Raw genomic sequence first — 13,549 nt, forward strand, 5'->3', positions numbered from 1 at the left:
ATGACCTTTCTGTCTCAACGCTACCTGAAAACCGGTGGCGACCCGCGTGCGTTGGCTGATTATGCCGCACTTCGCGATGAACTGAGTAAACTCACCCACCCGGCGCGCCCGGATGTGGGCTGGCATTATGCCGAAAAACTGTGCCTGTCGCTGTTTGAACACAACGGCGTGGAGCTGCAGACGGCGGCCTGGTATACCCTGACCCGCACCCAGTTGGCCGGGGTTGCCGGGTTGAATGAAGGGCTGTCGATTATTGAGGCGCTGGTTAGCCACCAGTGGGGCGCATTGTGGCCACAACCGGTCCATGCCCGTGTAGAAATCCTCTCAGCACTCACTCAGCGTTTACATGGGGTATTGCGTACCCTGAACTGGCAATACAGTGACCTGTCTGCGTTGTATCAGTCGGAACAACGACTAAAACACTTTAGCGAGGTTTTACAGCGCCTCGAACTGCGCCACATGAGCCAACTGGATACCCTGGTGCAACTGTTGCACATCGCCGCAGTAAGGCTGGAGAATGCTCAAGGCAATGAGCAGCAATTCGCGCCAAACATCACCGGCGGGATGTTGCCGCCCCCGCAGTCGACACCAGCACCTCAGCCTTCATCAAACGTGCAACAGCCCTGGGTGTATATCGCCCAACCGGAAATGTCGCCTAAAGTTAGGGTAGTGACTACAGCGCAGAAAAAACGGCGGGAGTGGAAAGGCTTTTTTGCTGGCGTCGGCGTCAGCATGTTGTGTGCGGTATGCGTTGGCTGGATGGTTTACAGCCATTACGTCACTGATGTGCAAGCACAGGTGAAAAGCTCGCTCGCGTCGTTACCGCAAGCGTTGCCTGAGGCGGTGCAGTCTCAACTGCGCTGGGGCGAGTCAGACGCATTGAATGCTGCCGCCCCGGCATTGCTGGCGTTGACAGACAAACAGCTCTCACAGTTGGCGATGTTATCCCCCCACTGGGTGCAAGACTACGGGATGGCATTGATAAAACAGACCCACACTCTGTGGCCGGAGAGCCCGACAGCCGCCGCGCTGCAGCAGCGTTGGCAGCAGACCCTCAACGCCAATGCCTTGCCGGTTGAACAGCTGGAGGACAGCTATCAGGCACTGGCCCGGTTGCAGGCGCTGGTGACCCAACTCAACGGTCTCGATGAAAAACGGGGAAAGTACCTGACCGTCTCTGAACTGAAATCTGCACTTTATGCCATACAGCAGCCTTTACTGCGCACACCGCCGTTGGAGAGCTTGTTACGAGAACTGGCTCAGAAACCCCAGCGGAACGTTTCGGCTTCCTTGAAAACGCAAATCGACAGCCGATTGACGCAGTTGCTTAATCGTTATGCGCTGATAAACCCAGCGCAAACGGTGTCATCTTCACCAGCCCAATGACATTAACGGTAGGCAGAGAATGATGTTTGATAAAACGAGTCAACTCCGTTCAGGCCAATACTGGTCACCGGATGATATTACATTTATTAAGCGACACTATGCTAAAAAAACCATGGTGGATATCGCAGTTAAATTGGGGCGGACACAAGGTGCGGTGAGAGCCCAGGCGAGGAGGCTAGGCCTTAAGCCGCCAATCTCCGCGAAGGTCTTGCGGGAACCCCCCTCCGATATCAAGCCAGGCAACCACCGTTCACGTTGGACCATAACAGAGCTGAACTATGTGGAAACCCACTACGGTAAAACACCCACACGCGAAATTGCGGCTAAACTCGGGCGTGGGTATTCTGCGGTCCATATGGCGGCTCAGAGTTTAGGGCTTTGCAAAAAACAGGCTCAAGAATGGAGTGAAGAAGATATAGCGGTATTACACACCCATTATGCCGAGGGGGCCGGTATCACTTACGTACAAACACTACTCCCTGGGAGGTCAAAACAGTCTATTTCCGTCAAGGCTCGAGAGTTAGGTATAAGGAGTGGCTATCATTGGGAACCGAGTGAAGAGCGCATTTTACGCGACTTTTACGCACAAATGGGGGCAAAAGTGGCAAGCAAACTGCCGCGCAGAAGTGCTGATGCAATCAAGTACAAAGCCAGACTGCTGGGATTGCGCTATAACAAGCTAAAAGATATACAGGTCTCTTTTAAGCCGTGGAGTGAGGCGGAGTGGCGCTTACTGGAGAGTACCCTTGACTTGTCTTGCAGCGAACTGATGCCCCTTTTCCCACTGCGTTCACAACGATCGCTGGAAAAAGCCAGGGAAAGACTCAGGAAACGGCTGAAGGCTAAAAAGTGAGCGGAGACCTGGGGACTGCCGCACGCAATAGCATGGCTGTTTTCCTTATCGGCTTCGGAGTTGCAGGGTGCAAATGGTCTGAAACTGGTATCCACCACCATTTATCCAATGGCTATTCACGTAACTGGTGTCAGTTTGGCAATGACGAATGGCTGTTTGGGTTCCGTAATTGGTAAAAGATCAGGAGCATGGTCGATCGCCCATGCAGGTATAACCCAAGTATTCTTTCATTGATTAGTAATATCATTATTCATCATTTCCATAGCAATACTCATTCTCTATTGTCTAAAGGCTCATCAAATGCTTGGAACATTATGCTTATAAGAGTACCGTGCAGTTGGAGCGGGTTTTTTCGCTGAATGGTGAGTAGCTGATAAAAATGGATACTCCTTTGTGAGCTCTGAAATTCAATGATGTTCAGCAGTAATTCTGGTATTATAAAAAACGAATACACCTAAGTGGTTATTGACTGCCCGTAGATTGAAAAGGATGTTATATTGATGGTGATTCTATTTTTTATTCAATTGACGGATGCGTTAGGATATGTAGTGTTCGGTAAGGTGACTTAGCTATCCCGGTAGTATGTCGTTAATGCAAAGTTGGCTTTCATTCTTATCAAGTCAATGTTTCCGGTAATGCCACTAGTTAGAGTAATCAAGGGTTATATTTAATGGTAATCATTAGTAATAAAATGCCTTATTCTAAAAAATACACGCCATTGTTATATCTGGTGATGGTGCTAGCATTTTTTTTGCACATTGATAACTTTTTTTTAAAAACCAAGGGTTCTTTGGGTTTTATTGGTTTATATTTTTTATTCTTATCATTATGCCCTTATTTAATAATTATTTTTTACTTTAAAGTGTCCAAGGATTTTTACCCTTCAATTATAGGTTGTACTATTGCACTTATACTGGATAGTGTGACGCATTATTATGTTTTTATATCACCACAAAACTCAACGGCAGCCACGGGCCTTTTGTTTACGCCAGTAATGAACATTTTCCTTGTTGTTGCAATAATTGTCTTCGCTTCTTTATTTAAAAAGACAATCAAATTATTAAGTGGATTGCTTAGGAGGTAAAATAACAGAAGGAAGTTACCTAAATAGGCGCAACCAATGTCGCTATATGTCTAAAATGACGCTCTTTTTCAGTAATTTCCACATTGGGGCTCTACGCCGGAGTGCGACATGAAATTGCGTATTTACTTGTCTCATCTGTTGAGGTTGGCAGAAAGGAGGCCTGTTTTACCGTCAATAGCAGCCTGCGTGATCGCTCAGACCCGAATACGCATGGCCGCTACAGCGGATTGACGGTGGTACATCAGTAGGGGAGAGGAAATTCTTCCGCGTTAAGAATATTATTTAACTGATGGTGCCAAGTGATTATTTTATTTTGCGTAACGTAAAATTCGACGGTTCCTGCGCGGAATCGCCCTCTTGATAGTTATTACTTTGCTCCATATATCCGAATAGAGGCTTTCCCTCTTAAATATATAAAGAATTACTGTTAAGGGTCTTAAGCCTGGTCCGAAACTAATTATTGAATAAATAGGGAGACCAGAATGATGTCGACGTGATAATAAAAATACTCCGGGAAGTCACCCGGCGTTAAAATCGAGTAAATACACAGGGGAAGGGAAATAAAAAGTCAGGGGGGGTAGATAATTTTTCAAGACTAGCTTCATTGAACATAATTCTCATCCAGGCACACACCGAATTACCTGAATAAGACAAGTATGTGAGGAGAAACATGCTTAATAAAATCCACACGCTCAGTCGCACTGTGCACTGGACACCGGATGAAATTAACTTTCTTAAACAATATCAGAGTACTATGCATTTTGCAGAATTGGCTGTCTTACTGGGACGCACTCCAGGCGCGGTAAGGAGCAAGTTACATAGGTTGGGTCTGAAACAGCATAAACTTACAACGAGAGCGGAGAAGAAAATGGCACAACCCTCCTTGCCTAAAAATCATCGCTCACTCTGGACACTAAAAGAACTGAATTTCGTAGAGGAACATTATGGAAAGACATCGACACGGGAGATAGCGGGCACGCTTGGCAGGAGGCTCAGTGCTGTATACATGGTTGCGCATGCATTAGGGATTTGCAAAGCACCATCAGAACGGTGGACTGAGCAGGAAGTGGAGGTGCTGCGTAAGCATTACGCTGATGAAAGAGGTATGAGTTACGTGCAAACGTTACTTCCTAGTAGAGCCCAAAACTCCATCATAGCAAAGGCAAAACATATAGGAATAACCAGAGGGCGCAGCTGGCTCCCTGATGAAGAGCACATTTTGCGTGAATTTTACCCGGCAATAGGTACTGAAGTCGCAGAGAAACTTCAGCACAGAAGTCATGATGCAATCAAACTCAAGGCAAGTAAATTGGGATTGATATACCACAAAAAAAAGGCCACTTCAGGTACCCTATAAACGCTGGACTGATGCAGAGTGGCGTTTATTGGAAATGAACCTGGCTTTGCCCAATCACGACCCGATACGATTGTTCCCTTACCGTAAAAAGGCGGTGCTTGACAAAGCTAAGAGAGACTAAACGTAGGAGAAATTTGAAGATGTCATGATCGCTAGGCTCCGTCCTATCTGGCGATGAATGAGCTTGGAATCATATTTAAGCCTAAGTATTTAAATAAGTTTTTGCATAGAGATTGGAAGAGTTGGCATAGATATCTTCCTGGAGCGACTCCGCGAAAGTCAGACAGTAGAAGTCTCCTAATTTAAGGGATAGGCTTCGATATATGTCTAACACTAACGCTGATTTTGATATGGCCGGAATACTGTTGGGGCAATAAGCCTGTCGGCATAAAACACCTCAGGAAAAGATCGCTATTATTAAGCAGTCGATGGAACCGGGAGTGTTAGTATCCCATGTGCCCCGCTTGCATGCCATTCAGCCCAGTCTGCTGTTCAAGTGGAAACCGGCACTTACTGCAAAGGACTGACTTGGGTTTTCATCAAAAAAGGGCTCGATGTTATTAAAATCAATCGGACTGACTGTAGCTTATCTGGGATGAATTAAGGTGCTATCAGGCTATATACCGTTTTTATTATGCTGTTTGGCGCCGAAATGCCTTTAAATGAAGGCATTATCCCATTGACATAAAAAAGTATTGTTTTCTCTCCATCTAGCTTACACCCAGAGCTTGCTAAATCTCGAAGAGATGATGGCGTAATACAGTATTGCTGTTAGGTACCCAAAAATTTAGCGTGGAGTATCGGCATACAGATATTATGGCATAGAAAATGCCAAGGTGTCTGTATGGAATAGGGTAGTTGAAATGTCAACTGCTAAATATGGGGGTTAGTAAACGGATTATTTACTATAACAAAGAAATCGTTGACAGATATTGGGTTACTACATGAGGTATTTAAAGAGTAACTTGAATATACCATCTAAGAGAGATTGACACTTTGTTAATTATTTTCTCTGTTGGTTGCAAAAATGGCCGGGTAACTTTTGTTAACTCGCCAAGGTAATATAAATATTGTAATGCTCATTAGGTTTGATTTGTGTTTTACTAAAAAATTTCATCATATCAATAGCTTGAAGGGGTTGTATGAAATACAATGAAAATGAGTTGGCTAGTATTCAAGGAGGTTTTATACCACTTCTTGTTTCATGTGATAAGCATATATGTCAGGAGTGGCATAATGGTGTGAATTATTTAAACCTACTATCAATTCCGCTTAGTATACCTCAAATAGAGGGTTTAATTTATGAATTCGGAGGCAAGATTAAACTTACCCCTCCTGTAAATATAATGAAATGGTTTGCGATACTCTCTAACGGTTTTTTTCCAGTATATACAAATATTAGACCTTTAAACCAAATGGCTCAGTCTGATAAGGTGGATATGCTCCATGATATTTATGGGCACGTTCCATACTTAATTAATCCAAAATTTAACACGGTTTGCAAGTTTTTCGGGGACTCATGGGTTTCATGTGATAAAAAACACCACGAATCACTGATTAAATTGTGGTTTTATATTATCGAATTTAGCGTTATATATCAGAAGGAAAACCTCCTTGCATTTGGTGGAGGACTTATTACATCCAATTATTTTTTAAATAAATTTATAAATGGAGATATTGAAGTTCAGGAAAGTGATATATGTGAAATTCTTAATTCCAATATATCGATAACCGGCTCACCAGAGAGACTGTTTTCATTCGGATCAGTAGATGATATTTTTACTTTACTAACTTCAGGGGTTGAGCATGTTATCAAAAGCTAATGCGGAAATTTTATTTGACTTTCAATGTAAACTAAGGGGGATGTACAAAGATCTGCCTTCTTTTGAGCAGGGGTGGAAAGAAGATACAAGTAAAATCATGGAGGAGCTTTTGCTAAAGTTAGTAAATAATGATCCATTTTACCATCCTCACTATCTTGGTCATATGTCAGGCTATATCTGTGATATATCCGTTATGAGCTATTTTTTAACAATGCAAATAAATCCGAACAACCATAGCTATGATGGAGGAAGAGCAACAACAGAAATGGAAGTAGAGTGCATGAATTCAATGGCCAATATGATAGGATGGGAATCGTATCACGGCCATTTAACTTCCGGAGGTACATCAGGTAATTTAGAGGCTCTATGGTTCCATAAGGAAAATGGTGCAAAAACTATTATTTTTAGCAGTAATGCTCATTATACTCATAAAAGAATGGCAAGGCTGTTGGGGATGGATTATATCGAACTGGCATCTGATCATTGCGGTCGGATGGACATAAGGCACCTAACTAAAGTATTAACAACATTACCAACTCCATCACCTGTAATAGTCTGTACACTAGGTACAACATTAATGGGGGCGTTAGACCCTTTACATGATATTCTTGAGTTAAGAAAGAACCATTCATTTATTATACATGTTGATGCTGCATATGGTGGGTATTTTTACTTGATTAGAAATAGTTTGTCCTATGTAAATAAAATCATATATGATTCATTACCTAAAGCTGACTCTGTTGTCATAGATCCTCATAAGCATGGACTTCAAGGTTTTGGATGCGGGGCTGTACTATTTAATAAGGGCAGGCAAAGTGAAATTGAAAATGCTTACCGTCATGACTCACCATATACTTATTTTGATAGGAGAGGGAAAAATATAGGGGAAACCTCACTTGAGTGCTCTAGGCCTGGCGCAGCCGCAGCAGCTTTGTGGGCAACAATGAATTATTTACCTTTAATTGAAAATGGAGAATTTGCAGATGCTCTGATGAGTTGTCATATAACAGCAAAAAAAATCGCAAAGAGATTGGATGAGTCTGGCTTATTTAAATTACTCACTCCAGATCCTGACTTGGATATTGTTGTTTTTTATATAGACTGTATTAATATTACAGCTTCAACTGAGAAATTATATGACAGGCTGCGCCTTATAGGCTTTTATGTCGCATTAGCTCAATGTGATATAGTTTCTCATGCAGGTACGTTAAGTAGTGAGAAATGTATTAGAATGACATTAATGAAAAAGGAACATAGTGATGTATGTGATTTATTAATTGAAAATATAATCTCAATTGGTGAGGAGATCATTAGGGGAATTTAAGGGAGGTAATTAATGCTGTTATGGGAAGTTACTACATACCTTATATTTTAATTGGGAATTCACTCAATCTAGAAGGTTCACACGATGGGTTATTCTCAATTAAATCAATATAGATAAAACTCGGTTGTACATTGTGGTGGATTTTAAACTTAATTCTTTAGGATGCTGAATTAATCACTGGTAAACAATACGCCGTTTTTGCCGATAATGTAATTAAAATATCACACAAGTCTGTCTGTATAATATATCACTTACTCTGATTATATAATTAAGGATGTTGCGATTATTGAAAGTATGTGAGTTGGTTTTAATGACTCAATTAAGATGATAGCAACAAACTATAGCGTTATGGTCAAATCAACGGCGACTCTTAACATTGGTGGGTGAATAATGGTTTATATATTCGGTGGCGGTATCTCTGGCTTGTGCTTGAGTATTCTTCTTTCGAGGAATGGTGTGGATAATCATATTTATGACTCCAATGATACATATAATTCCAGGGGGTTGGGGTATACGATTTTACCAAATGGAATCTCTGCATTTGAGAGATTAGGGCTTTCTGAAAAAATAATTTCACAATCAATTAAGTTAAATAATGCATTGATAAAATCATCCAGTGAGATTAGTTTGTCATACAAACTTCCTGATTACTGCTATGGAATAACAAGGGAGTGTTTAATGAATATTCTATATGAGGAGGTGTCACCGGGTTCAGTTTCATTTTCAAAAGAGTTTGTTGGTTTTGAAAAATTCGAAAATGGATGTTATGTTAATCTTTTTGACGGAAAATATAAAAGCATCAGCAAAATGAGAGTGGATTTATTGCGTGATGTGTGTGTAGGTGCTGATGGGATAAACTCAAAAGTAAGAGGTTGTATTTTTCCTGATGTAAGTTTAAATGATAGTACAGTGAGAGAAATGTCACTAATCGCTCATCATGAAAACTTAAATGCTCTTGTAGGTAGTGACTTTATCGAAATGCATCACCCTTTAGGCGGGTTGACTTTTGGTATCGCCCCCTTGAGCAAAAACATTGCAGTTATGTATATAATTTATAGCAAAAAAAATCGAAAAAAAATAGAATGTATGAAAGGTAAATCATATTTAAAAAGCATAATAAGAGAAATAACTAATGATAAGCTATTTTGCCATGTTTTAGATTTGTGTGATTTAAATAACTCCTATCGCTGGCTATATCGAGATGCTGAGTTATTGCCTGATTTTCATAAAGGAAGAGTTGTCTTAATTGGTGATGCCGCGCACCCGATGTTACCATTTTCAACACAGGGGGTTAGTTCAGCAGTAGAAGACGCGGTGACTTTATCTGACTGTATTGTCACACATGGGAACTTAGAGGGTAATATAGATGAAATATTGAACTCATATAATAAAGCAAGGAATGCCAGTATGCAAAGTAAAATAGATGGTTCAAGGTGGTTAATGAAGCAGTTTATGATGGAAAAAAATGATTTCTCGCTGGTGAGACCATCCATTATTTTATAGGGGCATAAAAATCTTCTCTTTAGCGCATCGCTTAACATTTTATTTTTATGATTTCATCTAATGCTTTTGTTGATTAAGCATATACATTATCCCAATAATATTACTGCATAATATGTTCGCAGGTCTCTGGCTTAGGTCTTGAGCCTGCTAAATATCGAAGAGTGAGGGTGAACGCATCCCAACGATTTGAGAGCGGCCAAGGATTCTATCGGTGAGGTGTGGATAACTGTGCAGGACGTGATGCTCGGAGCGGTGGAAAGCGCTTCGGTGAAACGCCCCCGGACAAGTCGGAGCAGTGGCTGACGGACAACGGTTCGGCGTATACAGCGCATGATACGCGCAAGTTCGCCAGAGAGCTGAATCTGGAAGCCTGCACAACGGCAGTGAGCAGCCCACAGAGTAACGGAATGGCAGAGCGGTTCGTAAAAACGATGAAGGAAGACTACATCGCGTTCATGCCAAAACCCAATGTGAGAACGGCACTGCAGAATCTTGCTGCGGCGTTCAACCATTACAATGAAAACCATCCGCATAGCGCGCTGGGATACCACTCCCGGAAGGAATACCGGCGCCTGCGGGCATCGTTAACTTAAGATACAAAAGCTGTCTGAAGATGGCGGGTCAAGATCAGGTTGGCTAAGGTGGAATGGTAATATGCAAAGTTATTTAGGCTAAATTGGAGTGATATCGATAATTTTTCGTGATTTTTATGGGTGAAATTTGATGAAGTTCAATATTAAAAATTCTTATGTTTTTGACCTAAATAAGTTCAGCAGCAAGGCTGTTTTGACTTTATATCCTTATACCTATGCTGAGAAAAAGGATACACCTTTGCTTAATAATCCAAATCAAGGAATGTGTGCAGGTCTTTCGTTGTGCCTGATTAGAGTACTTTGCGAAGAAATGTCTTCTGCTAAGGGGTTAATTACGCCTGGTGATGCCCATCGTATAGCAAGTTGCTTTATTGAGGTTATTAAAAAGGCGGAAGGATACTGCAGAGATAATAAAAGTAAAAATCACGTTGAGCCTTTAAAAAAAGCCTTGTCTAGTAGAGGTATTGCCAGTGGCTTCTATGAGGGGTTTTCTTCTACAATAAAAGAAGACTCTTTTGTTAAAAAAATGACGAGTAAATTTAACGTTCCTAACAGTGATGAACACATCAAAAAAAATGCAATCTTAGTCGTTGAAAAAAAAAGAGAAAATTTCTGAGTTAGAGCATTCTTTAAGCGTTGTATTAAATGAGATTAAATTACATCAAATGGAACAAGACTCATATTTTGATGGTCTTTCTTCCGTAAATGAGTTTATTGATCCTGATGGGAGTGATAGTATTGACTTTGGATTGGGGTTGTTATCGATATACTGCAGCGAGACTCATGGTGTGAGTTATGGCTCTGTCGCTAAAGAACACAAAAATGAATTTTTAAGTGTTGAAAAGAAATATAATGCTGATCATATGGGGTTGGCAATGTGGAATGCTAATTCGGCATTTGTATTTGATCCGGCCCGAGGGTTGATTTTGGTTGAGTTTGAGCGTCTGAAAAGTAATTCAGAATTGTATGTGCTGATTGATACTGTTCTTGATGAGTGGAATGGCATCATTAAGCTATCTTTTCAACAAGTATTATGTAAGATTGCTGGTGTGAAGAAAAACATAAATTTTGATTATTTTGAAAAAAAATTAAATAATTTGAGCATGGTGAAGAAAGAGAGTAGATCTCTGTATCTGAGACCTTTATTTGAGATTTCTTCATATCCATCTTCTATCTCGTCATTGAGGAAGTAGCTGAGTAACAGCTGAATTATCTTCTCATATGAGCTAGATGTGGTAAGGCTTCCAGAGGGGGCCTATTTTTGAGGTTCTGTCGAAAATACGAAAGAGATATTATACTGCAGCCCATCAGTCCCCGCCGAGGTTGAAACAGCATAATAAAATGAGTTTTGCCAACAGAACTGAGTACCCAAAAACCTTGGAAAAACTTAAAGGACTTATCGAGCAGGGGGAGCTTAAAGTCGACTCGATCATTGCAGGGCATGATACTCCGATACATGACGTAGGCCTGATCGATCACTACCTTACACTGCTTGAGAAGGCGCCTAAGTAAACGAAGAGGTTCACGCATAGGAAATGGTTCTGTTGCATTAAGGTGTTCTCAGGTAATATGCTGTTTTGATGAGCGCGGTATTGTCGTTGACCATTCAACGCTGCATCGTTGGGTTATCCGTCTGGTTCCCGCTGGATAAGGCTTTTCACCGACACAAGCGCACAGTCGGTCGACGGTGGCGAATGGATGGAACCTACATCAAGGTCAAAGGTCAGTCGAAATATCTGTACCGCGCGGTGGATACTTCAGGCCAAACCATCGACTTCCTGCTGACCGCCAAACGGGTTGCTGCAGCGGTATTACGCTTCTGTCGCAAGGCCATTCGACACCACGGCGAACCTGAAATAGTGGTCATTGATAAAATTGGTGCCAACACGGCAGCGCTGACTACACTCAACGCCGACAAACCAGAAGAAGAAATCATGACTGTCAGACAGAACAAGTATCTGAATAATATGGTTGAACAAGATCACCGCAACATCAAAAGCCGCATACGCCCGATGCTGGGATTCAAATCGTTTCGGCGAGCGCAGACGATCCTGTCCGGAATCGAGCTGCTCCACATGATACGTAAAGGACAATATCAACATCCGCAAAGTGAAGGGTTGTCACCTGCGGAACAATTTTATTTATTGGTTGCCTGAAAATTAGGCAACGCAACTGTTGCTAACTTGCCTACGCTAGTGCGACACAACCAGTCTGAGACAATGGCAGTCGGCCCTGATAGTTGCCAGGGCCATCAAATTCAACATAAACAATAAACTATCTCCTTAGCGTGGTTTTTTACATCATTGGCCCTCCCCCCTATTACTGCATGGAGTCAAACCAGCTTTTCCAAAGTGGGACGGCAGTGGCGAAGGTACCTCTATGTGTCGTTTCTCCTGTAGATATGGCTTCAACCAGCGTATTACCTGTCCCCATTGACTGCGCATAAGTCATTGCCATTTTACCTACCCCAATGGTAATCGCTTCATCGCTCTCTCCGTAGTAGTTATGTACTGGGGATGCGATGACCCATCGGTAAGCCTGGGCAGAACTAATAAGCCGGCCATAGGCTGAGTTCGCAAAAAATTGCGGGTTAAAATATTCAGGACGAATAAGCTTGTGGAGATCTGAGGTGATGTCTTCAGGATTGAAAGGTTGACGATCATACGCTTTCTTAGCCACGTCATAATATTCATCCGTGAGCACAGAATGTGCCAGACCAGGGATCCCGTAGTAGTTCTCATAGGCAAAGGCTGAAAGTATCATGATACTGTTCAACCAGTTGGCATCAAATTTACGCGGAAATGAAAGGAATCCATTCATCAGGGCAAAAACGTCAAGTGGTGCGCTTGCGGTTGCCGTTGCCTGAACCTTCATCCCGATGCCTTCGAGCTTTTCAAGCAACGCCATCGTGACAAAACCGCCTTGTGACCAACCTGCTAAGTAAAGGCGAGTATTTGACAGTCCCATTTGAGCAAGAACCTGCTGTGATGCATTAATCATGTCATGGGTTGCTTGCTGATGACTGCCTTTTACCATGTAGCCTTCAGGTTCGGTTGAAACGCCAAGGCCAAAATAGTCTGCACCAACCATGACGTAACCCTGTGCGGCGAACTGCGCGATCATTAATTGTGTTTCGGGTGATTCATCAGGAAAAGAGGGCACCTGCTGCTTACCATAGACGGTACCATGTTGGTAAGAAATCATGGGGAAAGCATGCTCTGCGGTGTCAGGAATGGCGAGCAAGCCCGATGCCATCGTGGGTTTGTTGGCGTGTTCAGGGATCACGGAAGGGTAAGTGACACGATAAAGGTTAACGGCATTTTTAGCCTGCGTGTATTTTACATCAACGCCCGAAAATTTGGGTGTATCAACATTAAGTATGTTATTCAAATGCGCCACATCCCAGTGACCAATGAACTCATAGGTTACCCTGCCTGAAACCTGAATCGGTGTGTGAGGTGTTTCTTGCGCAAATGTTGATGCAGTACCAAATGAGAACAGAACAAATAAACAAAAACCAATCTTTCTTAACATTTCCATCTCCTCATATTTATATAAAAACACTATATATTTAATTAAAAACAAGTGAAGCGATATAGCACTCTGATACCGAATGGACTTGCCAA

Annotated in this window: 9 protein-coding genes and 3 pseudogenes; 11 read left to right on the forward strand and 1 reads right to left on the reverse strand. The window is 42.1% G+C overall.

The genetic code is table 11. The features are described from left to right. From KGP21_RS03590 to KGP21_RS03640, 11 genes and pseudogenes are all read left to right on the forward strand, one after another. Positions 1–1,386 (forward strand): VasL domain-containing protein, encoded by a 1,386-nt coding sequence (locus KGP21_RS03590; protein ID WP_223497925.1) that lies wholly within the window; start codon positions 1–3, stop codon positions 1,384–1,386. Positions 1,387–1,405: 19 nt separating this feature from the next. Next, entirely contained in the window at positions 1,406–2,239 is an 834-nt protein-coding gene (locus tag KGP21_RS03595; protein ID WP_223497924.1) for an SANT/Myb domain-containing protein, read from the forward strand. A gap of 1,754 nt (positions 2,240–3,993) precedes the next feature. Then, a complete protein-coding gene (locus tag KGP21_RS03600; protein ID WP_223497923.1) occupies positions 3,994–4,680 on the forward strand; it encodes a hypothetical protein in 687 nt (228 codons plus the stop codon). A gap of 350 nt (positions 4,681–5,030) precedes the next feature. Further along, a pseudogene (locus tag KGP21_RS03605) lies at positions 5,031–5,183 on the forward strand (transposase); the annotation flags it as partial. A 639-nt stretch (positions 5,184–5,822) separates the two neighbouring features. Beyond that, a complete protein-coding gene (locus tag KGP21_RS03610; protein WP_223497922.1) occupies positions 5,823–6,503 on the forward strand; it encodes a hypothetical protein in 681 nt (226 codons plus the stop codon). Beyond that, on the forward strand, positions 6,487–7,827 hold the full coding sequence (locus tag KGP21_RS03615) for an aminotransferase class V-fold PLP-dependent enzyme (RefSeq protein WP_223497921.1): 1,341 nt from the start codon (positions 6,487–6,489) through the stop codon (positions 7,825–7,827). The genes KGP21_RS03610 and KGP21_RS03615 overlap by 17 nt, the downstream gene beginning before the upstream one ends. 390 nt (positions 7,828–8,217) lie before the next feature. Next, positions 8,218–9,330: an NAD(P)/FAD-dependent oxidoreductase gene (locus KGP21_RS03620; RefSeq protein WP_223497920.1), complete on the forward strand. Its 1,113-nt coding sequence runs from the start codon at positions 8,218–8,220 to the stop codon at positions 9,328–9,330. 225 nt (positions 9,331–9,555) lie between these two features. Then, positions 9,556–9,923 (forward strand): annotated as a pseudogene (locus tag KGP21_RS03625) (integrase core domain-containing protein); the annotation flags it as partial. 130 nt (positions 9,924–10,053) lie between these two features. Beyond that, positions 10,054–10,539, forward strand: coding sequence for a hypothetical protein (locus tag KGP21_RS03630; RefSeq protein WP_223497919.1), 486 nt, complete (start codon positions 10,054–10,056; stop codon positions 10,537–10,539). Then, positions 10,514–11,116, forward strand: a complete 603-nt coding sequence (locus KGP21_RS03635; protein WP_223497918.1) for a hypothetical protein — start codon at positions 10,514–10,516, stop codon at positions 11,114–11,116. The genes KGP21_RS03630 and KGP21_RS03635 overlap by 26 nt, the downstream gene beginning before the upstream one ends. Positions 11,117–11,505: 389 nt before the next feature. Then, positions 11,506–12,079 (forward strand): annotated as a pseudogene (locus KGP21_RS03640) (IS6 family transposase); the annotation flags it as partial. Between the two features lie 163 nt (positions 12,080–12,242). Here KGP21_RS03640 and KGP21_RS03645 read toward each other — a convergent pair. Further along, a complete protein-coding gene (locus KGP21_RS03645) occupies positions 12,243–13,457 on the reverse strand; it encodes a S9 family peptidase (protein WP_223537233.1) in 1,215 nt (404 codons plus the stop codon). Positions 13,458–13,549: the final 92 nt, after the last annotated feature.

The organism is Serratia sp. JSRIV004, from assembly GCF_019968705.1.
In the GTDB taxonomy this organism is placed as follows: domain Bacteria; phylum Pseudomonadota; class Gammaproteobacteria; order Enterobacterales; family Enterobacteriaceae; genus Chania; species Chania fonticola_B.

What these genes read in the sequence shown, in the direction of transcription:
- KGP21_RS03590 (WP_223497925.1), top strand. Translation starts at nt 1, where the DNA reads ATGACCTTTCTGTCTCAACGCTACCTGAAAACCGGTGGCGACCCGCGT.
- KGP21_RS03595 (WP_223497924.1), top strand. Translation starts at nt 1,406, where the DNA reads ATGATGTTTGATAAAACGAGTCAACTCCGTTCAGGCCAATACTGGTCA.
- KGP21_RS03600 (WP_223497923.1), top strand. Translation starts at nt 3,994, where the DNA reads ATGCTTAATAAAATCCACACGCTCAGTCGCACTGTGCACTGGACACCG.
- KGP21_RS03610 (WP_223497922.1), top strand. Translation starts at nt 5,823, where the DNA reads ATGAAATACAATGAAAATGAGTTGGCTAGTATTCAAGGAGGTTTTATA.
- KGP21_RS03615 (WP_223497921.1), top strand. Translation starts at nt 6,487, where the DNA reads ATGTTATCAAAAGCTAATGCGGAAATTTTATTTGACTTTCAATGTAAA.
- KGP21_RS03620 (WP_223497920.1), top strand. Translation starts at nt 8,218, where the DNA reads ATGGTTTATATATTCGGTGGCGGTATCTCTGGCTTGTGCTTGAGTATT.
- KGP21_RS03630 (WP_223497919.1), top strand. Translation starts at nt 10,054, where the DNA reads ATGAAGTTCAATATTAAAAATTCTTATGTTTTTGACCTAAATAAGTTC.
- KGP21_RS03645 (WP_223537233.1), bottom strand. Translation starts at nt 13,457, where the DNA reads ATGTTAAGAAAGATTGGTTTTTGTTTATTTGTTCTGTTCTCATTTGGT.